13 protein-coding genes and 5 pseudogenes are annotated in these 23392 nt (G+C 59.6%); 8 read left to right on the forward strand and 10 right to left on the reverse strand.

What is annotated here, in order from left to right; genetic code table 11:
• Together QFZ94_RS40455 and QFZ94_RS40460 are read left to right on the forward strand one after the other, a co-directional pair.
• Positions 1 to 1758: thioesterase domain-containing protein (locus QFZ94_RS40455; RefSeq protein WP_429463711.1), on the forward strand; the 1758-nt coding region annotated here is incomplete at its 5' end.
• Positions 1759 to 1762: 4 nt separating this feature from the next.
• Positions 1763 to 3313, forward strand: coding sequence for a hypothetical protein (locus QFZ94_RS40460; protein ID WP_429463713.1), 1551 nt, complete (start codon positions 1763 to 1765; stop codon positions 3311 to 3313).
• Positions 3314 to 3767: 454 nt separating this feature from the next.
• Here the strand turns inward: QFZ94_RS40460 and QFZ94_RS40465 are convergent, their stop codons facing one another.
• Positions 3768 to 4310 carry a transposase gene (locus QFZ94_RS40465; RefSeq protein WP_429464297.1) on the reverse strand — a complete coding sequence of 181 codons (543 nt, stop codon included), beginning with the start codon at positions 4308 to 4310 and terminating at the stop codon, positions 3768 to 3770.
• Positions 4311 to 4505: 195 nt separating this feature from the next.
• Between QFZ94_RS40465 and QFZ94_RS40470 the strand changes: the two genes are divergently transcribed.
• Together QFZ94_RS40470 and QFZ94_RS40475 are read left to right on the forward strand one after the other, a co-directional pair.
• Positions 4506 to 5255, forward strand: a complete 750-nt coding sequence (locus QFZ94_RS40470) for a Long-chain-fatty-acid--CoA ligase (protein WP_410853150.1) — start codon at positions 4506 to 4508, stop codon at positions 5253 to 5255.
• A 55-nt stretch (positions 5256 to 5310) separates the two neighbouring features.
• Positions 5311 to 7119, forward strand: a complete 1809-nt coding sequence (locus tag QFZ94_RS40475) for an ABC transporter ATP-binding protein (protein WP_429464299.1) — start codon at positions 5311 to 5313, stop codon at positions 7117 to 7119.
• Positions 7120 to 7241: 122 nt separating this feature from the next.
• Here the strand turns inward: QFZ94_RS40475 and QFZ94_RS40480 are convergent, their stop codons facing one another.
• Complete coding sequence (locus QFZ94_RS40480) at positions 7242 to 7457, reverse strand: hypothetical protein (RefSeq protein WP_410853149.1); 216 nt, start codon at positions 7455 to 7457, stop codon at positions 7242 to 7244.
• A 249-nt stretch (positions 7458 to 7706) separates the two neighbouring features.
• Between QFZ94_RS40480 and QFZ94_RS40485 the strand changes: the two genes are divergently transcribed.
• The 3 genes from QFZ94_RS40485 to istB all read left to right on the forward strand — a co-directional run bounded on the left by QFZ94_RS40485 (position 7707) and on the right by istB (position 10729).
• Positions 7707 to 8195, forward strand: a complete 489-nt coding sequence (locus QFZ94_RS40485; protein ID WP_429463715.1) for a hypothetical protein — start codon at positions 7707 to 7709, stop codon at positions 8193 to 8195.
• A 186-nt stretch (positions 8196 to 8381) separates the two neighbouring features.
• Positions 8382 to 9959: an IS21 family transposase gene (gene istA, locus QFZ94_RS40490; protein WP_429455387.1), complete on the forward strand. Its 1578-nt coding sequence runs from the start codon at positions 8382 to 8384 to the stop codon at positions 9957 to 9959.
• A gap of 2 nt (positions 9960 to 9961) precedes the next feature.
• The gene (gene istB, locus QFZ94_RS40495) at positions 9962 to 10729 is read left to right on the forward strand and encodes an IS21-like element helper ATPase IstB (protein ID WP_429455436.1); all 768 of its coding nucleotides are present in this window, start codon (positions 9962 to 9964) and stop codon (positions 10727 to 10729) included.
• Between the two features lie 224 nt (positions 10730 to 10953).
• On the opposite strand, the pseudogene QFZ94_RS40500 reads toward istB, so the two are convergent.
• The 8 genes and pseudogenes from QFZ94_RS40500 to QFZ94_RS40535 all read right to left on the reverse strand — a co-directional run.
• A pseudogene (locus QFZ94_RS40500) lies at positions 10954 to 11118 on the reverse strand (type II secretion system protein GspL); the annotation flags it as partial.
• Between the two features lie 28 nt (positions 11119 to 11146).
• On the reverse strand, positions 11147 to 12280 hold the full coding sequence (gene gspK / locus QFZ94_RS40505; protein ID WP_429463717.1) for a type II secretion system minor pseudopilin GspK: 1134 nt from the start codon (positions 12278 to 12280) through the stop codon (positions 11147 to 11149).
• Between the two features lie 28 nt (positions 12281 to 12308).
• A pseudogene (gspE, locus tag QFZ94_RS40510) lies at positions 12309 to 13822 on the reverse strand (type II secretion system ATPase GspE).
• Positions 13823 to 13827: 5 nt separating this feature from the next.
• A complete protein-coding gene (gspD, locus tag QFZ94_RS40515; protein WP_429463719.1) occupies positions 13828 to 16221 on the reverse strand; it encodes a type II secretion system secretin GspD in 2394 nt (797 codons plus the stop codon).
• Between the two features lie 383 nt (positions 16222 to 16604).
• A pseudogene (locus tag QFZ94_RS40520) lies at positions 16605 to 17276 on the reverse strand (IS6 family transposase); the annotation flags it as partial.
• Between the two features lie 58 nt (positions 17277 to 17334).
• Positions 17335 to 19263: pseudogene (locus tag QFZ94_RS40525) on the reverse strand (S53 family peptidase).
• 741 nt (positions 19264 to 20004) lie between these two features.
• Positions 20005 to 20815: pseudogene (locus QFZ94_RS40530) on the reverse strand (IS5 family transposase).
• Positions 20816 to 21035: 220 nt separating this feature from the next.
• Positions 21036 to 21853 (reverse strand): IS5 family transposase gene (locus QFZ94_RS40535; protein ID WP_429463721.1). Its coding sequence is split into 2 segments (ribosomal slippage): positions 21036 to 21505 and positions 21505 to 21853, totalling 819 coding nucleotides; the frame shifts between segments, so codons are not numbered across the junction.
• A 106-nt stretch (positions 21854 to 21959) separates the two neighbouring features.
• On the opposite strand from QFZ94_RS40535, the gene QFZ94_RS40540 reads away from it, so the two are divergent.
• Positions 21960 to 23312 carry an IS30 family transposase gene (locus QFZ94_RS40540; RefSeq protein WP_429464301.1) on the forward strand — a complete coding sequence of 451 codons (1353 nt, stop codon included), beginning with the start codon at positions 21960 to 21962 and terminating at the stop codon, positions 23310 to 23312.
• The last annotated feature ends 80 nt before the right edge of the window (positions 23313 to 23392 follow it).

Genomic DNA, 23392 nt, shown 5'->3' on the forward strand with positions numbered 1-23392 from the left:
TCTGTAAAGAATTTCTACGGGCCAACCGAAACAACCATCTGGTCATCCTTTTTTCCTATTGACACCCCATTCGGCGTGCCACATCAAGGTGTACCGATCGGCCGTCCGATTGCGAACACGCGGGTGTACGTGCTGGACGGTCATGACGAGCCGGTGCCGTTCGGGGCGGTGGGCGAGCTCTACATTGGCGGGGCGGGCGTGACGCGTGGCTACCTGAACCGCCCCGAGCTGACAGCCGAGCGGTTCATCGCCAGTCCCTTTGTGGAGGGCGATCGGCTGTACCGCACGGGGGACCTGGCGCGGTACCTGCCGGACGGCAATCTGGAGTTTCTGGGGCGCACCGACGAGCAGGTCAAGATCCGGGGCTTTCGCATCGAGCCGGGCGAGGTGGCCGCGCACCTGTGCGGACATGCGTGGGTGCGCGAGGCGGTGGTGGTAGCGCGCGAGGAGCGGGCCGGCGAGCCGCAGCTGGTGGCGTATGTGGTGGCCGCAGCGGAGGCGCAGGAAGCGCAGCTTGCGGCGACGCTGCGCGCGCATCTGGTGGGGCAGCTGCCGGACTACATGGTGCCGGCGGCGTTCGTGCCGCTGGCGGAGTTGCCGCTGACGGTGAACGGCAAGCTGGACCGCCGGGCGCTGCCGGCGCCGCAGGACGATGCGTATGCGCGGCGGGGCTACGAGGCGCCGCGCGGGGAGCTCGAGACGGTGCTGGCGCAGCTGTGGGCGGAGCTGCTGGGGCTGGAGCGGGTCGGTCGGCATGACCACTTCTTCGAGCTGGGCGGCCATTCGCTGCTGGCCGTGCGGCTGCTCAGCCGAGCACTGGATCGGGGAATGAAATTAAGCGCTATCGATCTATTCGAAGCCCCCGTCCTGAAGGATCTTGCCTCCAGGGTCGAGATGGACATGGATCCTCATGTGTCTGGAGTGTTGCCGGTCCGTTTGGCGGGAACTCAGCCTCCCGTTTTCTTTGTTCCGACAGGCTATGGAGATTTTTCGTATGTCTCCACTTTAGCAAAAGAAATGGAAGTGGATAGTCCCATCTACGCTCTACCATGGCCCTCCTTCAAAGATCGTTCACTGACTCTTGAGGAGATCGCAACACATACACTGTTGACGATGAAGAAGATTCAGCCACGAGCTCCCTACCGGATTGCCGGATATTCGTCCGGTGCGATCCTCGCTTACGCGATTACTCAGCAGTTGCTGCGCTTCGATGAAACGGTATCTTTTCTGGGTCTTATCGATGCCCCGCTGCCAGCAAATTCTCCGAAAAAATCTGATGCCGAAATAATACTCGAAATGGTATTTGAACCTCTGGAGTCTTTGGACGATGAACGATTCGAACTGCTACAGCGCTGCGCTAGGAACAGTTCTGTTCCGCTACTACTCCAAAAGGCACAGGAAATTGGGGCGATAGTTGTAGAAGCGGATTTCTACGAAACCGTCGAAACGTATATCCATTTTCAGCACGCGTTACTGAACTATCAGGTTCCATCCCTGCAAGTCGAAATTCACCAGTTCTATGCATCTGAGCTTCCCGAGAATTTCCGGGCTGGGCGCACTCCGGATGCAACGGAGGCTAAGAAGATTGCACCCATGCATGGCTGGGACCGAGTTCTAAATCCCGAGGCCATTCACGCCATACCGATTCCCGGCGATCACGTGACAATGATGGCCGTGCCGGAAAACCGTCGGATTCTTGCACGCGCGCTTTCCTTATGCTTAAGCAGCACACCACACCCGCGAACAATAGGGCCCTGACGCTATGACAACGCGCTGGCACAATCTCGACAGTTACCTCCCGTCGACTTTCGAAGCCCTAACGCAAGGAGGGGACCCGCGGATCGAACTCGACACCGCCGCAATGATCAACAAATATGGGGGGCGACCGATACCAGATACAGGACTGTTAGCATTTGGCTCCGCCACGGCATCTACTATTTCCCTATCTGGCCACTCTGCTGCGCAACAACTACGCTCCCATCTCTTGAGTAGCTTACGGGAGAGAAATCCGGCGGATGTTTATTTGGAGGAGATGTCGAGGCTGCGTAGTGAATTTATCGACCTGTGTGGCTTAGGAGAACTATCTGGGTTGGAGGCTATTGTATCCGCTTCCGGCACAGATGCTCACATGCTTGTCGCAAGACTGGTGGCCGGGACCAGCTCTCGCACAACGTTGGCGATCATGGTTCAACCGGAAGAGACGGGGAGCGGTGTCGCGCGTGCTTTGGCGGGCGCCTTGTATCATCGCTACCCCCCCGCGATGAACGATGGGAATGTGGGAGATTTCGGCGATGTCAATCACGTCGAGTCGATAGCAATTCGCTCAGAGGACGGCAGTCTCCGACCCATTGCTGAGGTTGATGACGAACTTGAAGCAACGGTATTGAGTGCTGTAAAGCAGTATGATCGCATTTTGATCGTATTAACCGACGTCTCCAAGACCGGCGTGTTGGGCCCCAGTCCGGATCGTGTCCTCGAACTCAAGCGGCGCTGGCCAAACATCATCGAGACTGTCATCGATGCCTCTCAATTCAGGCTGGCATCGAGCACGTTAGTTAGTTACCTCCGTGCGGATAGTATTGTCATCATTACTGGATCAAAGTTTTTTAGCGGCCCTCCATTTTCCGCAATGTTGCTGGTTCCGGCAGACGCAGCATGCAGATTGATGATGCGGCCGGTCGATCCGGCACTTCGCGTCAATAGCGCGCGCGCAGAGTGGCCGCCACATTGGAATGGCATCATGTCGCTTCACAATGCAAGCAACTTTGGATTGCTTTTGCGGTGGGAGGCTGCCCTCACTGAACTGCGGGATTTTCACGGCATCCCCGCGGAAGGTGTCAGAAAGGTCGTGGAGAACTTCTATAACGCTATTACGTCATGGATGAGTAATTCGCAACAGCTTAGTCTCCTGGAACAACCCGCCTTGCAGCGCCGTCCAACGGAAAATCAGTCGACGTGGGATCAGATACCAACGATTTTTCCTTTCATCTTGTTCGAGTTTAATAACCGAAGAAGGCCGCTGCGCGCGGAGGAGACCACCAAAATCTTCAATCGAATGAAAGCAGACCTTGGTGGGAATTCGCGCGGAGTAAGACGAAAAATATTGTCCGCGCGTTGCGAATTGGGCCAACCCGTTTTATGTGGCGAGATCGATGGGGTTCCTGTTTCTGCGCTGCGGATGAGTCTTAGCGCGCGCTTAATTGTGGAGGCCGTTTGCGAGAAAGATAACAGCGCTGAATATCTAGTAGAACGTGCCATTTCTGTGTTGGAAAAGGTATCTCTTCTCGCTAAGAACAGGGTGCTTGTATCCTGACTTAAAGCAATCTTGGTCGAGCGCCGGGCCTACTGGCGGGCGGCGATCGCAATAGTCGAGAGAGCGCGATATTTGCTTTGGCGTTGCTCGAATATGGTAATGATTTTCAAACTCGAACCAGTGGCACAATGACTCCGATTCAAGGCTGTCAGCCAACCTGCAACGAGAAAATGGCACTGACATCACGAGCAAATAGAAACGATCACTTTGCAGTGCTAGCGGTGATGTGAAGCGGGTCGACCCGCGGGGAGCGCAACTCAATAGTACGGCGTGGATATCCATTCCCGGTCAGAGAATGAGGCCTCTGGACGCGTCTTTCATCAATGGGGGCATTTGATCCAACATGACCGATTGTCCAGCCACAGTTCTCCACTATCTCACGCCGCGCGTGCATTGCATATATCAACAGGGAACTTGGATTGAGCTTGTGCTCAACGGGGACGCGCTTGTGGTGTTAGAAGGCAATTTTGTTAAGGAATGCACAGTGGATAGGCATAAACACGGGGGGTACGACAGAAAGGCCGGCCATGGTCTCGGGGAATTGCCGTTGGTGTCCTGCCAGTCGGTGGAAGCGGTTGAGCCAGCCGAAGCCGCGATCGACCGCCCAGCGGCGCGGCAACGGCACGAAGCCATTTTTCGCCTCAATCCGCTTGATTATCTGAAGCTCGATCTCTTCGTCGAGTGCGGCCTGTGCAGGCTCTTCGCAGGTATATCCCTGATCGGCGAACGCTACCTTGACCGTCTGGCCTTTGGCGTGCTGAATCTGGCGCGCCAATTCTCCGACCAGAGCATGCTCCTGTTCGTTGGCCGGCATCACATGCGCGGCAAGCAACTGGTCGAAGATATCGACCGCCATATCGACATTACTGCCGGACGGCGGAAAGTCATTGGCCAACAAAGGCCACGGCATAGCCGCGCGCACGATCCAGTGCAGTGCATTGAACATCTCGCGCAATTCATTGCAGCGACGCGGCGTGTCTTTGTTCATCAACGTCAGATACGCAGTGGCGAAGTATCAATCTTCATCCGATATATCGGTTGGCTATGGCCTGTGTTATTTCGCCCCGTCAGGATACAAAGCCCGGCACAAAGTGCCTAACGTTCTCAAGATCATTGATGATCCTATCCATTCGGGGGGCTGTAAGAAAGAATATGAGCGATGCAATTTAATGATTCCCGTCGGAGTTCGGAGATGAATTTGAAAATATTTTCTTTGCGAGAGAGGCCGGAACTTATTCCTCTTGTTTTTTCGAGCGAGTTAGATAGCATGTGGCCGGACTTTATGCGCCATGATCGAACCGCAAAGCTCTATTTTGGCGCGGGAGTCTTCTCAAGATACCTAGACTTCGCGTATGCTGGGCTTGTCGACGAGGAGGTCGTTGGGCGCGCTTTCGGCGTTCCATTTGCCTCAAACATCGAGGGCCGCATGGAATTGCCGGACGGCGGTTGGGATGAGGTTATCCGCTGGGCTCACGAAGACAGTCTGCTAGGCCGTGAACCAACGACGATAAGCGCACTCGAAATTACCCTACTGCCAAAGGCGAGAGGTCTCGGTAATGCGCTGGCACTGCTGAATGCGTTGAAGCAATGTGCCAAAATGGCGGGATTCTCAAAGCTTTCGGTCCCCGTTCGGCCAAGCCAGAAACACCATGTGCCCGGGATGCCGATGCTCGAGTATACGCGACTACAACGCCCCGACGGTTTGCCGATGGATTCTTGGTTGCGAACCCACCTCGGTGCTGGAGGAAGGCTCATGAAAATTGCCCCTTATTCCATGACCATCGTTGGAACGATTTCGGAATGGTCACGATGGACAGGGCAAATATTCGAACATTCCGGAAGTGCTGAGGTCGATGGGGCATTGGTGCCGGTGCTCGTTTCAATGGAGCAAAATTGCATCGTTTATGTCGAGCCAAATGTTTGGTTTCAATACGACCTATGATTGATGAAGCTTAATTCTTTCATTCCACGAAGTGAGATACGTCGATATATAAATGATGGCGAAAAAGAAACCTTGGTTTGACATGCGGGCGTTTAAGTGCGTACTAGTCTTTACTGTACGATACTGGCGCAAACAGCCTGTGAGAATTTCCGCGATCGCGACGCTCGCATTACTGGCCACCCTTGCCGAGGTGGTGACGCCATTCTTTTCTGGGCGACTGGTGGATGCGCTGACAGCTGGTGGCGGTGATATGGGCTTGAAGTCCGCTGCGTGGCACCATGCAGCAAGTACTTTTGGTTTGCTGATTGCATTGGGAGTTGGCACGACCTTGGCGAGACATTTCACGCTTCACAACATTATGGTGCTGACGTTGAACATGATAAGCGACGTCGCGTCGAACGCATTTTGCCGAGTGCAACGTCTCTCCACCGATTGGCATGCGAATAGTTTCGCCGGTGCGACAGTACATAGGATCACGCGCGGTATGTGGGCACTAGAACTGATGAACGACACGCTGCTTCTCGCGTTGCTGCCTTCGCTGCTGATGCTGGGTGGCGCGACGATACTGCTTGGTGTTCGCTGGCCGCTGATGGGTGTCTTGGTTGGCGCAGGCTCGCTGCTGTACATTACGGTCGCAGTGTCGCTATCGCTCGGCTATGTAGCGCCCGCCGCGCACATCAGCAATCTGTGGGACACCCGCATGGGAGGTAGGCTTTCCGACGCGATAGCCTGTAACTCGCTCGTGAAAGCGTTTGGCGCCGAGAGCCGAGAAGAAGCTAGGTTTGCCCGCATAGTCAGCAAGTGGCGTAAGCATACGGCTCGCATGTGGGCGCGCAGCACGACCAATGGTGGAGTCCAGAGCGGCATGCTCGTGCTGATGCAAACCGCGATGCTCAGTGCCGCACTATGGTTCCGCGTGCGCGATGAAGCAAGCGTCGGTGACATCGCGTTTGCGCTAACAATGTTCTATGTCTTGCAAGGTTATCTACGCGAAGTTGGGATGCACGTACGCAACCTGCAACGCTCTGTGAATGATATGCAGCAACTAGTTCTGCTTGAGCGAGAGAGATCTGGCATCGAGGACCGGCCAGGTGCGCGTCCTATCGAGATTCGACGAGGGGAGATTTGCTTCGACCGGGTGACTTTCCAATACGACAACGTCCGGGAGCCTTTGTACAAGGATTTCTCAGTAACCATTGCGCCCGGTGAGCGCGTTGGGCTGGTGGGCCGTTCAGGGGCGGGAAAGACTACGTTCATAAAACTAATCCAGCGGCTCTACGATCTCAGCGATGGTCGCATAAGGATTGACGGGCAAGACATTTCCCAAGTTGAGCAGACTTCGCTGCGACGGCAGATCGCTATCGTGCAACAAGAGCCGTTGTTGTTTCACCGTTCGCTCGCGGAGAACATCGCATATGGTAAGCCGGACGCGACGCAGGCCGAGATCGAGCAAGCTTCCGCGCTAGCGAACGCGCACGAGTTCATTGCCGCGTTACCGAACGGATATGCCACGCTGGTGGGCGATCGCGGCGTGAAGCTTTCGGGCGGTGAACGTCAGCGAGTGGCTATCGCTCGTGCTTTCTTGGCAGACGCGCCAATCATTATTCTCGATGAAGCGACCTCGAACCTTGACGGCGAAAGTGAAGTGCTGATTCAGCAGGCGATGGAGCGGTTGATGGTTGGGCGTACCACACTCGTGGCTGCACACCGCCTGTCCACGGTTCGTGCGCTCGATCGGCTGCTGGTGTTTGATCACGGCCGCCTCGTCGAGGAAGGAAGCCACGACCGGCTCGTTCAGCTCGATGATAGTACTTACCGTCGGTTGTTTGATCAGCAGGGATTCGGGTTAGCTCGCGAGATTTGACGACGTTGTGTGCTGCCGTTGCTGACGAGCGGATCAAACGGCGACAAGTCGGAAGCGTTTCGCGGCGCCATCCGACCGTCGTATAGTTCGTTTGGTCCCCCTCCGGTTTGAGTGTGAGGATCTCAATGATCTTCCTTTATGGCCGATTGATTGAAATGGGAGATCAGGTCAAGCGAATGCCGGCGAAGCTCGTCCAGCCATGCGATATCTGCCTTGGTCTGGACTGCGATAACGATTGCGCGTTCATGAACCCGGCCGTCTTTGATTTCAAGGCAACGGGTATCGAGATGGTGCGTTGGCGTGCCTGCAAGAAAAACGATCAGGCGCGGGTCGCGCAAAAGAATGGCGCCGTCTGTACGTCATCTGGTGGGGGACGGCAGGCTACAAGGTCTCGAAGCCACAGAAAACACTTGCCTCACTTTATCAAGTGTCGCGGCTGTATATCAACTTCTTCCAACCGTCATTCAAACTGAAATCAAAGACAGGTCACGGCGCCAAGGTGACAAAGCGCTATCAGGCGAGTTTGACGCCACCCGAAAAGGACGGATACCCCAGGATCGAGAGCGTGCGCGGCATGGCTGAGTTTGATGATGGCGCACTATGCGGACATACTGGTCCTGATCGCATTGCCTCTGGGTCGGGACGCTGGTGGCGCAATACCTTTCTTTTCGCGTCCGGGCAGCGATCGCGGTGAGGCCATGACAAAGGGAGGTACCTTCAGCTTCTATCAGCATATCAGTGTGGCGCGCGGCCTCCGTCACGGCCAAAGCTGGACGTGTGTTCTGGTGCGGTACGGTATCGTCACGCTGTTTCCGTCGCCGATCGCGGCGCTGCTCGAATGGAAGGTTATCGCGACCACCGTCATATCCGTCATGCCTCTATTGCTGGCGGTATTCGAAATTGACATCACGGATACGGTGGACTTCTCGGTCTATTCCGCGTCGGGAGCGTTGCTGGGCTTCACGATTCTCTTCGCACACACCTATGCGTCCGGGTTGCGCGCGCGTCTGGACCCCAGCGGACGGGCGATCGGGGGCACAGCGGCAATGCTGATGGTGGGGCGGCGTTCGAGTTGATTCTGTTCAATTCTTGCGTCGAACCAAGCGTCGTTCGCCGGCCGTTCGCCCCGATGGGCGGGCAAATTCCCCCACCTGTGGGCACCTAAAATCCCCCACCTAGAGACACGCGGAGCATGACGCTGGCGCGGTCTGGCAGGACGTTACCTTACACCCCTCGAATGAAGAAAAAGAGGGGTTGTTGGAGTGAATGTCTTGAAGCCGCATCTGCAAACAACCATCGCCACGCTCATCGCCGCGGGCAAACGTCAGCGGGAGATTGCCCGGATTACGGGAGTCGACCGTAAGACGATCCGCAAGTACCAGGAGCAATTCGCGGCGGCGCAGGCAAATTCCCCCACGGTGCCCACCGGCTCCGGGCTGCAAATTCCTCCACCCTGCCCACCGGCAAAGAGCAACCAGATATCGGCCTGCGAGTCACACCGGGAGTTCATAGAGGCCCAGTTGCGGCTGCGGCGCAACGCCATGGCCATCTACCAGGATCTGGTGGACCGGTTTGGCTTTGCTGCCGGATACGACAGCGTCAAGCGGTTGGTGCGGACATTGCGCCAGCATGAACCGGCCCAGTTTGACCGGCTGGATTTCCAGCCTGGCGAAGAAGCCCAGGTTGATTATGGCGAGGGGGCCCTGACCAGGGTGCCGGGCACAAACCGTTACCGCAAGCCGCGGTTGTTCGTCATGACGCTTCGGTACTCGCGACGCAGCTTCCGCCGCGTTGTGTGGAAGTCCAGCAAACAGGTCTGGGCCGAGTTGCACGAGCAGGCCTGGCGCCAGCTGGGTGGTGTAACGCAATACGTCGTCCTCGACAATCTGAAGGAAGGCGTGATCAAACCGGACCTGTACGAGCCGGAGCTCAATCCGGTGTATGCAGCCATGCTCGCTCACTACGGCGTGGTGGCGGACCCAGCCCGCGTACGAGATCCGAATCGCAAGGGCACCGTCGAGAACGCTATCCAGCATACCCAAGGCACGGCCCTGAAGGGGCGCCGGTTCGAGTCGATCGAGGAGCAAAACGCCTTCCTTGATCAATGGGAATCGAACTGGGCGGCCAGAAGGATCCACGGCAGTACCCGTCGCCAGGTTCAGGCGATGTTCGAGGAAGAGCGCCCCCATCTGCGTGCCTTGCCGGCGCGCAACTTCGAATACTTCACCGACAAGGTCTACACGGTCTGCGACGACACGTGCGTACGGGTCGACCACAGCAGTTACGCTGCCCAACCGGCTCCCATTGGCAGCAAGGTGCTGGTGCGTAAATTTGCCCGTCACCTGGAAATCCGCAACCTCCAGACACAGACATTGCTGCGCACCCACATTCTGGCCGACAGGCCGGGAACAGTGATCCTGCCGCACGACGAGCGACCGTTCAATCCCTCCCGGGAAACGCGCCGCATCCTCGCGCAGGCCAGGACGATCGGGCCATCGGCCGAACGCCTGTGCCAGCATCTGTTCGACACCGAAGGGCGAGTCGGTCAGCGCAAGCTCTGGGGCATCGTCGGCCTGGTCCGGCGCTATCCCCGCCGCCTGATCGAATCGGCCTGCGAGATCGCAATGAGAGAAGGCATGCCCAGCTACAAACAGGTCAAGGCGCTGACCGAGCGTCTGCTGGAGCAGGCGCTGGCCGAACTGGACGCGCCCGTCCAGGGCGAACTGCCCTTGACTCAGGAACATCACCTCATCCGGGACGGCGACGACTACGCCGACCTGTTCACCCTCGGCGCCAAGCATAGCGCCGCCATGCCATCACCCAACGGAGATCTCTCTTGAGCATGAGCCTTGCCGAAATCGACCGCGCCCTGCGCGAACTGCGCCTGTCCGGCATCAGCGCGACACTGGAAACCCGGGTGCTGCAAGCCCAGGCCAGCCAGCAGCCATTCCTTGAAACCTTCTCCATGATTCTGCAGGACGAGCTCGATCGACGACAGTCCCGGCTTCTCGAACGACGCTTCCAGCAGTCCGGCCTGGACGAGCGCAAAACCCTGAGCGACTTCGACTGGTCCTTCAACACGAAAGTCCCCCGGCAGGCCTGCTTCGAGCTACACACGCTGAAGTTCGTCGCCGACAGCGACAACGCGCTGCTGATCGGCAAACCCGGCACCGGCAAAAGTCATATCGCCAAGGCTATCGCCTACAACGCCACCCTGCAGGGAATGAAGGTGCGATACGTCGAGTCCGACACCGTGTTCGCCGGCTATGCCGTGGAAACACGTGCCGATCAGGACCGGCTGCTCAAGGCCCTGGTCGAGCCCGAACTCCTCGTGCTTGACGATCTGTTCCTCGCCAAACGCATTCCCGATGCCGCGGCCGAATTGCTGCAGACACTGGTCCATCAACGCTACAAGCAACGTCGCAGCATCCTCGTCACGTCCAACCGTGTCGTCCAGGACTGGGGGCGCTACCTTCGCGACAGCACCATGGCCTCGACGATCCTTGATCGTCTGCTGCATCGCTCCAAACTCCTCGAGTTTGAAGGCAAGAGCTATCGACTCCGGGAAGCTGCTGCCAGGCTTGCCGTCACTGAGGAATCCGACGCATAATCCGCTCGTCCTGCCTGGGGGAATTTAGCCGCCCACAAGTGGAGGAGTTTGAACTGCCCATCGGGGGCCGTTCGCGACCTGATTCTCCCGCCGTGCCGATTGCGCTCGACGGTGATGACCATTTTCAGCCCAAACGTGGCAGATTTGCCAAGGTTAGTTGTAGAGTCGTTGACTTTCGTGGCGTCCGACCTTCATTGAGGTCAGTTTGCGGACGACCACCGGGTCAGCACCGTCGTGTTCGCGCGCGGCAGCAGCGCGAGCGCCGAGCGCCCGGCGCGCTGCGTGCGCCCGGCCTTATCGAGCAGCACGAACGGTAGCTCGGGCAGTTGCCACTCCTGCGAGGGCACCGCCGGATCACGCAGCGGCAATAGGACGATCAGCGTGCTCAAAGGCCACTCTCTCTGTGGATTGCGTTATTCATAGTTGGTCTTGTACCCGCACGATACGCGTAGTGTGAGTCAGCGGATCGCGATAGACGAGCGTCGTGCGATCCACTTCGGCGCGCTCGTGCTGCACACTGCCGTGGACTAAAAAGTAGCTCGAATTGACGTCGAACTGATTCGGATCGATCGACGCCGATTGCACGCCGGCGGCGGTCAGCGCGAGCTGCACGTCGCCGGCGTTGCGGAAAAACACGGTCTGGCGCCGCGCGACCAACGCCTGCGCCTGCGACACGGTCATGCCCGGCACCACCGCCGCGATCACTTCGGCCGACGCGATGTTCATGTTGATCGCGGTGACGGTCGGCAGCACGGTCACGAACGGCCGCAGCTTTGCGACGATCTCCGATGTGTAGCCCGGAATGTCGAGCAGCGAATCGACGCCCGTCATTAGCAGCGGCGCGACCGCCACGTTGTCCTCGCCGTCCTCGATGGCGGGCTGGTTGGTGAAGTTGCCGCCCGTCATCCCGCCGCCGCCGACCTGCGGCGAGCTGCTGATCGACGTGCCGGTCTGAAAGCGCGTCGCCGATTGTGACAGCCCCGCGCGCACGTGCAGCGCGGTCACTTTGGCGAGCTGCCCGCTCAGGCCGAGCGAGACCAGCAGGCGCTGATACGCGGCCATCTGCTCGGCGCTGATCTGCGTCACGCCGGGTGCCGGACTCGCGACCAGATTGCGCAGATTGAATCTGGACTGAGCGTCCTCGATCGAGCCCGACAGGTACGTGGCCGCGCCTTGCTCAGCGCGCACCTCGCCGATCTGGCCGAGAAAATCCGACAGCCGCGTTTTCGCGATCGGCTCGCCCCACACGCCACCCAGATAGGTGATGCCCGCCGACGTATCGCCTTCGGAACGCAGGATCAGCCGGGTCCAGTCCAGCGCGCCGCGCGCGACCCATTGCGCCTGCGCGAGCAGACGCTGGCTTTCGATCCGTCGAACCTGCACCTGCTGGCGCCACAAAATGCTGGAGACGAGAATTGCCGATAGCGTCACCACCAGCAACGCGCTGATGATGGCGGCGCCGCGCTGCCGTAGCTGCACTTTCCGGCGGGAGCCTCGTCCCGCAGGCAACGCAGAAGCCGCACGGCGCGCATCAGAAAAAGAGAATCTCATGTCATTCTCCACGGAATGCCGCCTGCGCTTATGCTCCGCCCGTCACGCGAATCACTTCTTCGAGCGACGTCAGTCCCGACGCGAGCCAGCGCTCCGAATCCTCGCGCAGCGTGCGCATGCCCTGGGCGCGGCCCGCTTCGAGAATTTCGGCATCGGCCGCGTTGCGGTGGATCAGCGAGCGGATCGTTTCGTCGATCAGCAACAGCTCGTAGACGCCGCGGCGTCCCGCGTAACCCGACTGGCCACAACGGTCGCAACCGACCGGATGCCAGCGCTTGCTGCCGTCCTCTTCGGTGCGCTCTTCGCGGCACACCGGGCACAGTCGCCGCACGAGCCGCTGCGCGAGCACGCCGAGCAGCGACGAGGCGAGCAGATACGGCTCGACGCCCATGTCGGTCAGACGCGTGACGGCCGATGCCGCGTCGTTCGTGTGCAGCGTCGCGAGCACCAGGTGGCCGGTCAGCGACGCCTGCACCGCAATCTGCGCGGTTTCGAGGTCGCGGATTTCAACGATCATGATGATGTCCGGGTCCTGACGCAGAATCGAGCGCAATGCGCGGGCGAAGCTCATGCCGATCCGCTCGTTGACCTGGGTCTGGCCGATGCCGGACAGGTCGTATTCGATCGGGTCTTCCACCGTCATGATGTTGGTGGTCGCCGTCTCCAGTCGCGACATCGACGCATATAGCGTCGTCGTCTTGCCTGAGCCGGTCGGACCCGTCACGAGCACGATGCCGTGCGGTTTGCCGATCAGCTTGTCGAACTGGCGGAGCGTGTCGGATGCCATGCCGAGCGCTTCGAGATTGAGCCGTGCCGCGTCTTTTTCGAGCAGACGCAGCACCGCGCGCTCGCCGTGGCCGGTGGGCAGCGTCGATACCCGCACGTCGACCGGACGACCGCCGACGCGCAGCGTGATGCGGCCGTCCTGCGGCAAACGTTTTTCCGCGATGTCGAGCTGCGCCATGATCTTGATCCGCGAGATCAGCGCGCCGTGCAGCGCTTTTTAGGCCGCACCACGTCGCGCAGCGTGCCGTCGACGCGAAAACGCACCACCGACGCATTCTCGAACGGCTCGATATGAATATCCGATGCCTGCTCGCGTGCGGCTTGCGTGAGCAGCGCGTTGATCATACGGATGATCGGCGCGTCGTCTTCCGATTCGAGCAGATCTTCGACCTCGGGGATGTCCTGCATCAGCCGCGACAGATCGACTTCGCCTTCGACTTCGCCGACCACCTGCGCGGCGCTGCCGTCCTGGCGCGCATAGGCCTGGTTGATCGCCTGCGCGAGATCGTCGGCGGGCACGCGCACGACCGACACCACGCCGTAGTTGCGCGCGATTTCGGCAAGCGCGGCTTCGCTCGTGCGCTCGCTGATCCAGACTTCGAGGCTATCGGCATGCTGATGCGCGACCAGGATCTGGCCGCTGCGCGCAAAACCGTATGGCACGAGCCGGGCGGCAAGCGGGGAGGGTGCCGCGCGCTCGCCGGCCGCGGCATCGCCGTTCAGCGGACGTTGCGAAGGCGCGGTTTGCGCGGGCATCTGCGTCACGGACGCGCTCCCGGCGACACCGTGCTCGACACCGGGCCGCTTGCCGGCTCGACGACGGCCGGTTGCGGCATCGTCTGCGGCACGGGTTGGGTCGTGGTCTGCGCGCCAGCTTGCAGCACGGCCTGCGGCGGTACCTGTTGAGGAACCTGTTGCGGTGCCTGCTGCGGCATCATCTGCTGGCGGCGCATCTGGTTCAGGTCGAACAGGTTCATCGCCGGCACCCCGCCCTGGCTCGGGCCGAGCGGCATCGGCGGCACGACCGGATCGTCGCGATCCCTCATGATGTTGTTGTCCTGACGGTACGCGCCCTGCACACCCTGGATGTAGTCGTAGCGGTTCGCCGTGACGGCCTGCGTGGTGTCGCGGTCGGCGAGAATGACCGGGCGCAGGAACACCATCAGGTTAGTCTTGTTGCGCGTCTTCTGCTCGGAGCGGAACAGCTGGCCCAGCCAGGGAATGTCGCCAAGCAGCGGCACCTTGCTGTTGCTGACCTGGTAGTTGTCCTGCATCAGGCCGCCGAGCACGATGATCTCGCCGTTATCGCACAGCACGGTCGACTGGATCGAACGCTTCGTGAATTCCGGGCTCGCCGGGTTCGTCGCCGCGTTGTTCGTGCCGTTCACGATCGCCGAATCTTCCGTGTAGAGCAGCAGCTTCAGGATGCCGCCGTCGGTAATCTGCGGCTTCACGTGCAGCGTCAGACCGATGTCGGCGCGGTCGAACGTGTTGAACGCCGCGCTCGTCGTGCCGCTCGTCAGGTTCGAGTACGAACCGGTCTGGATCGGCACGTTGGTACCGACGATGATCTTCGCCTCTTCGTTGTCGAGCGTGATCAGGTTCGGCGTGGACAGCACGTTCGCGTCTGCGATCTGCGACAGCGCCTGCAGCAGCGCGCCGAGACCCTGCGCGCCGAAAATGTTGTGAAGCCAGCCGATGTTCAGACCTTGCTGGACAGGCGCTGCGCTCGAGGCGGGAGCCGTGGCGAGACCCTTTCCGGCGCCAGCGGCCGCGGCCGGCGTCAGGTTGATGATGCTGTTGCCCGTGCCCGCCGCGAGGTTAGTACCGGCAAACAGGTTGCCGTTCGCGACCTGCCACTGAATGCCGAGGTTGCCGCTCGTATTCGAGTTCAACTCGACGATCAGTGCCTCGATATACACCTGCGCGCGACGCGCATCGAGCTGGTCGATCACCGCGCGCAAGTTGCGGTACGTCGCTTCGGGCGCGGTGATGATCAGCGAGTTGGTCGCGGGATCGGCGGTAATCATGCCGCCGCCCTGATCCTCGCTCTTTTCCTTGTCGCCGCCGAGAAAGCCGCCGGTATTACTGTTCGAGCCCGAAGCGCCGCCGCCCATCGGCGAGTTCATCGAGCCGCCGCCGAGGCCGCCCGACGGCAACGGCGGCGTACCCGACGAGCCCGTCGAATAGCCGCTGTTCGACAGACCGCCACCGCCACCACCACCGCCGCCGCCGCTCGTGTTCTGGTTGAACGAGTTGGCCTCGTTCGCGCCGCCTGACGAACCCTCGCCGCCGCCCTTGCCGAGCATGCTGCGCAGCGTGCGCGCGAGCTTCGTCGCGTCGGCATTGCGTAGCGGCACGACGTGGATGTTGCCCGGCATCGTGGTCGGCATGTCGAGCTGCTTCGCGAGTTCCTTGGCCGCCGCGAGGCGTGCGGTGTTCGACGCGCGCATCAGCAGCGAGTTGGTGCGCGGATCGGACGAGATCGACACCTTGAGCGTCGCGTCCGTGCTGCCGATCGAGCCCGGATCGAGCATCTTGTTCATCTGCTGCGCGATGTCGATCGCATTCGCGTTCTTCAGCGGCACGACTGCAACCGCCTGGCCGGCCGCGCTATCGACACCCGCGATGATCTGGGCGATGCGCCGCACGTTGTCGGCGTAGTCGGTGACGACGATCGTATTGTTGGAGGGGTAGGCCGCGACCGTGTTGTTCGGCGAGATCAGCGGACGCAGTACCGGCAGCAAATTGTTGGCCGACTCATTCCTCAGCGTGAAGACCTGCGTGATGACCTGGTCGCCGCGCGCCGTCGGCGCGTTGCCGACGTAGGTCGGCACGCCTTGCAGCTTGGCGTCGGCCTCGGGCACCACTTTCAGCACGCCATGATCCTGCACGAGTGCGAAGCCCTGCATGCGAAGCGCCGATTGCAACGTCTTCAGCGCTTGATCCTCAGGCACTGCGTTTTCCGATACTAGGTTCAACTGACCTGTGACGCGTGGGTCGACAATGATCGTCTTGCCGGTGGCCGCGCCGATCGCCTTCGCGACCTGGTCGATATCGGCGTTCACGAAGTTGAGTGTCACCTGTGCGTGTGCGGTCGTCCCCGTGATCAGTCCAGCTAGCAGCAATGCGGTTAAGACGCGAGATAAAGCCATACGATTTGTTATCCGAATTTTTTTTGATTCTGGTTAGAATTCAATGTGGGTGCGAAGAAACGGCAGGTTTGCCCTTGCATAATTTTGATGGAAGGACGGCCAGAAAACAGCGAAGCGCACCTTTCGGGCGCTCCCGGATCAGGGAGAATTGGGCATTGCCAATGACGGCTGCAGAGTCAAACCTTCAACTGGCTGCCGTCGGCCGGATTGAGCGCGCCGACCTTGCCTATCGTGGTGGCATGGCGCGTGACCTACCTGATGCGCAAATGCCAACGCTGATGGAATTTGGTTGCCGCCTTGTTGTTCGACCCGAATGAAGTCCGTCGCGCGTATCTGCTCGTAGAAGAGAAAGTTCCGGCCACAATGGCCACCCGCAAACGAACTCTGATTTGCCCTTTTCGGATCATGTGCATGTTGTGGAGACCGGAGCGGATGATGCGCACGCACCGGAAATCCTCGATCGAATCATCAGTGCGACGATGCGCCTGATGGCGCGATGGTCCTTCCTGCTCGATGATTTTGTCAGGTCCCTGTTCTGACGGACATTGATCGGTGTGGGCCGCCCGGCGTTGAGCACTTTGAGCGCACCCAGATCGACTGCCGCCTCTGTTAACGGCAGCCGTTTCGGGCGCACCTTTCCGTGCAATCGCATTCTCGAAGCAACGTCGAACGGCGACCCTGTAGCGATGGGCACGCAACAGGAAATCGACCGTGTTAGCAGCCTTACCGATGACGAAGAGCAGGCACATCCATTGTGCCCTTGACCTTCACATAGGTTTCGTCCATGCGCCGGCTCCCGCCCATCGAGTGTTTGCATTCGCGAAACTCTTTTTTGAAGCAACCGTACAAGCTTGCATCCAGTGGTGCACGCTTGAGGATCGACCTGAATACTCCGTTCGTCCATCATTTCAAATCCAGATTACGTAAACTTAGCTGGTACGCAACGCACCAGCGCACACATCAGAATCACGTCCAACGCATAACGCAGCCGCTTTAAACACCTTGCCAATACCGGCGGACTGCCTCGTGCGCGGTGTTTTCGTGTTTGGCGTCATGCAGGTCACACATTGGGATTCGAAAGACTTTGCTCGACCCCGCTGACGCGACGGAACCTTACTGCGCGCGCCAACTTGGGATTGCCGCGCTGATCTTCGCGAAGTCCAAGCTGCCGAAGCCCGTAGCCATGTCCCAGCCTGACGTCGCAGTGAAGCCGTAGCCATGGTAGCCGTTGTTGCCTGCTGTCACGTCGTGGTGCAGCGCCGTATTGCCCGGGAGATTCTCATAGAACGCCGGCGTTGGCAGGCTGAGGCTGTTGTTCGTGGCCGATTCGAGCCGCGCCCAGCCGCCCACGAAGATCGGTGACGCGAGGCTCGTGCCGCCGCTTGGCGACTTCATCTTCTGCCCGTTGAAGATGATGTAGGCGCCAGTCGATCGCGCAGCATCGAACGCCACGTCCGGCAGGACACGCTTCGTCACCGAACTGCCGAGCGCCGCGGTTTGCCAACTGGGCGCGGCTTCGTACACGCTCTTGCCCCCTCCCGTCGCCCAGATGCGCACCACGTTGTCGACCCGCTTCCCAGTTCCGTCTAAGTCCGCGTACGCGGCGCCGTCATTCCATACGGTTTCGCCGGCCTACGTCATGGTGCCGGTCGTGGAGAGCATCGTACCGCCCACTGCGACGACACAGGGCGAACTCGCGGGATACTGCACGCTGTATTTGGACAGATCGTTTATCGTGGTGATCGAGGCGCCGTCGGACGTGCCGATGTACCCTTGGTTTCCGTGCGGCGAATACGATCCAACATAGACGCCCGCATCGCCTGAAGCGACTGAGAAGGTCTGTCCTTGCGCAACAGCCTGCTTGAACACGGCATCGGCGGCGGCGAGCGCGCCGGTTTTATAGGACGTATATTCGTCGTTCCCGAGGGACACATTGATGATGGTCGCCTTATCATCAGTCACCGCTTTGCTGTAAGCAGCGTTCACCGTTGTGTCGGTGGCACGGTCGGTGCCGGGACCGCTCATGGCCGGATAGAAGATTAGCTCCTTGACGCCTCCGGATGTGCCGATGATGACTTGGCTGTCGAGAGCAAACTCGATATCGGCGTCGGGGACCGGGATGCCCGATCCATCCTCGACGACCGCCGTGTTGACCTTCGGCAGGTGTGCGTTTTGCGTGAAGGTGTTCAGGTCGGCAATGGTCTGAGTCATGTCGCCCCAGGCGATGATGCCCACCGTCGTGTTGGTCGCAGCGGGCAGACTGCTCGCGTCATAGATCTTCGCGAAATCGGTTGGCTGGTGGCTAACCAGCTTCGACGCGTCTGTCGTGTTCTTCTCAATGGAGTCCGGTTCGATGACCGCTTGCGGCGCGAAGCGTTGGAGCATGCTGTGCGGCACGACCGCATTCTGCAGACCGAGTACCGAACCAACGCTCGAGGCGAGCGATGACGGGACACGGGCTGACAAATCGTTCCCATAGGCCGGCTTGCCTTTATAGTTGAAGCGCTTGATGCTCGTCTGGAAGGCGCTTTGCACGTTGTTTGCGTTGCCGTCGGCGGAGATTAGCATGTTGTTCTCCGACACGGAGACGTTGAGGAAGCCGTTCGCCTTCAGATGAGCGACTACGGCCGCGACCTGAGCGTCGGTCGGCGAGAAACGCGCCTTGAACTCGGCCGGCGTGAGGTACCTGTGGTAACTGGGGCTACCCGGCTGATTGAGGTCGCGAAGGAACCTGTCGAGCGTTTCCTCGTTGCGGTGCCTCAGGGCCACGGCAATGTGCAGCGGCTGACTCAGTTCGAGCGGCGTCACATTCGTATCGGTCAGCGCCGGATTGCCGAGGCTGTTCAGCGAGTAGCTCTGCGGGGCATAAGTTCCGGCCGGCGCCGGCGCGTTCGACAGGAGGAACGCTTGGGTGCGGGTCGAGACCCAGTCGGTCTCCGCTCGGGCGGACAGCGGGATCATCGTGACCGCTACGCCAAGGGAAAGGGCCGCCAATTCAAAGGCTCTTGGGAATTTGCGATTGCCGAAATGAATTGTTTGCATTGTGACCTACGAAAATTCAACGAAGCTGGCGCGCGGCCTAGACACGTGGCCCCTCGTCAGGCAATGCGCAAGGGCTTGACTGCGGCGTGGACAGACGGCGGTTGCGGGACGATGTTGCCGTCAACGCTTAACTCGACCGCGATCTCTTAAAGAGATCGCGGCGACGTCTGTAACGTTGCATGGAGTATGGAATCCCAAATTTGGACGACATTCGGGGTATTGCGTTAATGCTTACGAGCTTTGCCACGATTCCTCAAAGTCAATTTGCCGCAAAATATGCGCGGCCCCGGAAGAGATCGCAGAGCCTTGGTACGATATATCTCCGTATAAGAGTCCGTCACTATGGTGTTGATCCCACCGGTCGCGAGCAAATAAGCCGGATACCTGCCGGACGCTTCTAATGTGGGCGGATCATTTCCAAGTGCGACGCGCATGCGATTGTCGCCGGAGCTTCTGCTACGACGCAAGCAAATCGGATTCAATAAAACTGATATCGCGGTCTATGATGGGATTGCAGGGTTTGCTAGTGCTTGCGCATGGGTATGCCGATTCCCTCATAGCGAGGTACGCATCGCCGACTACCAGTATGCCCCGGACCGAGCTCCGCGACCGATCGAGAGCGGAGAGGCGAAACAATCGTTATCGAGGTCCAGGGGGCTGGTGACACCGCGCGCGTGATGAGTCGCGCTGGATGCGGGCAACCAGTCCTCGACATGGTTCAATCATGACAGATAGAGCGTGTTAGGAACTTTGAAGTACTGGCACGGCGCTAACAAGCATGAGCATTGCGAAGACGACAAAATGAAGCCCGGCGAGAGTTTCGGGGAGCCGTTCATAGTCACGTGCGAGACGCCGGAAACGGTTGAGCCAGCCAAAGCTGCGCTCGACCACCCACCGCCGGGGGAGCAGAACGAAACCCTTTTTCGTTTCTTCGAGTTTGATCACCTGAAGGTCAATACCCTCGTCGAATGCAGCCTGCGCTGGCTCTTTGCCCGTGTATCCCTGATCGGCAAATGCCACCTTGACCGTTCGTCCTGTTACCTGCTGGACCCGCCGCGCAAGCTCAGCTACCTGTGCGCGCTCCTGTTCATTGGCTGGGGTTACGTGCACCGCCAGCAACTGTCCCAACGTGTCTACTGCCATATGTACCTTGCTACCGCGCTTGCGCTTATAACCGTCATAACCCGCACGCGGGCCGCTCTCGCAGGTCGACTATCGTGCGGCCATCGAGGATGACCGCGCTGGGCTGTCCCCGACGGCCCTGTGCCACGCGTATCACCGAGCGCAGGTCGCTCACCATGCTCTCAAAGCAGCCCGCCTGCAACCAGCGTTGAGTCTGCTGATACACCAGCTCCCACGGCGGGAAATCATCGGGCAGCATCCTCCACGGCGCGCCGGCACGAGCCATCCAGCGCAATGCATCAAACATGTCGCGCAGTTCGTATTTGCGCTGGGGCGCGTCGACGTCCATCAGCGTCAGATACGGCGCCGCGAAACTCCATTCCTCATCCGACACATCAGTCGGATACCCTTTGCGGTCTGTTCTTTTCATCCCGCCAGGATAACAGGTCTCAATCGAAGTTCCTAACACGCTCTAGGTGAGGTTGTATCGAGACCTTCGTTTGGTCAGTGAAAAGGTGCGCAACCGTTTTGTTCGGTGCACGCCCATATGAACTCCATGCTCCTCGAGACTTTTCTGCAAGCGCTCAAGACGCAAGGCATTCTTGAGTACGCTGATGCGCCGTGGGAACCTTGGCTTCTAAGAAACGGTTTCATAAAGACTGCTGGGCACGCTTGAGCGTGTTCCAGCAGATCAAGGAACAACCGAGTTTGAGAAACGCCTCATGAATGTCGGCTCGACGTTCAAAACGGATGCGAAGACGGCGGAAATGATGCAACCAGGCATGCCTACGTTCGACAACCCAACGCACTCTCCCGAGGCCACTGCCGTGGGGTTGGCCACGTCGGGCAATGCTGGTTGGGATGCCGCGCTCGTGCAGGATGCGGCGGTACTTGTCGTGGTCGTAGCCCCGGTCTGCATAGACACGACCGGGTCGGCTCAGTGGTCGTCCACGCAAGCCACCGACGGGCACAATGGCATCGACCAGCGGAACCAGTTGCGTCACATCGTTACGGTTGGCACCGGTCAGGATGGCGACGAGCGGTGTGCCGTTCGCATCGGTCAGGAGGTGGTGTTTGGAGCCGGGTCGCGCGCGGTCGGTGGGGTTCGGTCCAGTTTTTCGCCCGCCCCAACCGCGCGAATCGACGAAGAATCGACGACCATGCGCGAGAAATCGATCTTCTCGGCTGCACGCAGCTTCGCCAGCAGGACCGCATGCAACTGGTCCCAGACGCCTGCCTCCTGCCAGTCGCGTAGCCGACGCCAGCAGCTCACACCCGAACCGCAACCCATTTCGGCGGGCTGGTCGCGCCAGCGGATGCCGGTTTTCAGCACGAACAGAATGCCGGTCAACGCTGCCCGATCCGGTACCGGTTTGCGGCCCGGATACTTGAAGCGGCGTGGCTTCGGTGGTGGTAGCAGTGGCTCGATCAGTGCCCACAATTCGTCGTCAACGATTGGTTTTCCCATCTCCTCGATCCACTTGTCACAACGACCGAGGTTATCTAGGCGGATTCAACCGGTCGTCGCAACACCTTTGATCGAGGAGATGTTTATGGGACGACCAGCGGGTTGGATGCATAAGTTGACAGGGCGAGGAGCGATGCGCTCGCCCGGTGCGCCGTCGCATCGGCGCGAGATCGAGCGGCGATTCTGGGAGCAAATCGCAACAGGCATTACAAGCGAGAAGGCTGCAGAGGCGGTTGGCGTGTCGCAGGCAGTAGGCACTCGCTGGTTCCGACATAATGGCGGCATGCCACTTTCCATGTTGAGCCCGATATCCGGGAGGTACCTGTCGTTCGCGGAGCGAGAAGAGATTGGACTACTTTCGCATCAAGGCGTCGGGGTGCGCGAGATTGCTCGCCGTATTGGACGCAACCCATCAACGGTCTCCCGGGAACTGACACGTAACGCTGCAACGCGTGGCGGGCAGCTTGAGTATCGGGCTTCGGTTGCGCAGTGGAAGGCGGAGCTGGTTGCCAAAAGACCCAAACCTTCGAAACTGGTGACTAACTCGCGGCTGCGCCACTACGTGCAAGACCGTCTGGAGGGCAAGGTTCGCGACGCTGATGGTCGTGAGATTTCTGGGCCACGGCAAGCACCATTCAAAGGGAGAAACAAACCGCATCGCGGTGATCGCAAACGGGTCAATGGCTGGTCGCCCGAACAGATTTCCAATCGGCTGCAGATCGACTTCCCGGATGACGAATCCATGCGCATCTCTCACGAAGCCATTTACCAGGCTCTTTATATCCAGGGCCGAGGTGCTCTCAAGCGCGAGCTGGTCAACTGCTTGCGCACTGGGCGGGCGTTGCGCGTGCCGAGGGCCCGGGCACAGGCCAAGGCCTGGGCGCACGTTAGCGAGGAGGTGATGATCTCCAGCCGGCCTGCTGAAGCGCAAGATCGTGCTGTGCCAGGGCATTGGGAAGGTGACCTGATCATCGGCCTAAACCGGTCCGCGATCGGAACGCTGGTTGAGCGGTCAAGCCGGTTCACCATGCTCGTCCATCTGCCTCGCGAGGAGGGCTACGGGCTGATTCCCAGAACGAAGAATGGTCCTGCGCTGGCTGGCTACGGAGCTGTCACGATGGCCAATGCGCTCAAGAAGACCGTGACTGACCTGCCCGCCCAGTTGTGGCGGTCATTGACCTGGGATCGTGGCAAAGAACTATCCGATCACGCCCGTTTCACGGTCGAGTCCGGGGTACAGGTATTCTTCGCCGACCCGCACAGTCCATGGCAGCGCGGCACGAACGAGAACACGAACGGTCTCTTGCGACAATACTTCCCAAAGGGTACAGACCTGTCCCGGTGGAGCGCTCGAGAAATCCAGGCCGTTGCCAATGCACTGAATACCAGACCCCGGAAAACACTTGGTTGGAAGACACCTGCCGAAGCACTGGACGAATACCTGAGGTCTGCTCAATAATCGAGTGTTGCGACGACCGGTTGAATCCGCCCTATGGTCACCCCCGTTTTTGCAATGCTGAATTTTTTGGCGCGTTGGGT

The organism is Paraburkholderia sp. JPY465, from assembly GCF_050436725.1.
In the GTDB taxonomy this organism is placed as follows: Bacteria; Pseudomonadota; Gammaproteobacteria; order Burkholderiales; family Burkholderiaceae; genus Paraburkholderia; species Paraburkholderia youngii.

What these genes read in the sequence shown, in the direction of transcription:
- QFZ94_RS40460 (WP_429463713.1), top strand. Translation starts at nt 1,763, where the DNA reads ATGACAACGCGCTGGCACAATCTCGACAGTTACCTCCCGTCGACTTTC.
- QFZ94_RS40470 (WP_410853150.1), top strand. Translation starts at nt 4,506, where the DNA reads ATGAATTTGAAAATATTTTCTTTGCGAGAGAGGCCGGAACTTATTCCT.
- QFZ94_RS40475 (WP_429464299.1), top strand. Translation starts at nt 5,311, where the DNA reads ATGGCGAAAAAGAAACCTTGGTTTGACATGCGGGCGTTTAAGTGCGTA.
- QFZ94_RS40485 (WP_429463715.1), top strand. Translation starts at nt 7,707, where the DNA reads ATGATGGCGCACTATGCGGACATACTGGTCCTGATCGCATTGCCTCTG.
- istB (WP_429455436.1), top strand. Translation starts at nt 9,962, where the DNA reads ATGAGCCTTGCCGAAATCGACCGCGCCCTGCGCGAACTGCGCCTGTCC.
- gspK (WP_429463717.1), bottom strand. Translation starts at nt 12,280, where the DNA reads ATGAGATTCTCTTTTTCTGATGCGCGCCGTGCGGCTTCTGCGTTGCCT.
- gspD (WP_429463719.1), bottom strand. Translation starts at nt 16,221, where the DNA reads ATGGCTTTATCTCGCGTCTTAACCGCATTGCTGCTAGCTGGACTGATC.
- QFZ94_RS40540 (WP_429464301.1), top strand. Translation starts at nt 21,960, where the DNA reads ATGCATAAGTTGACAGGGCGAGGAGCGATGCGCTCGCCCGGTGCGCCG.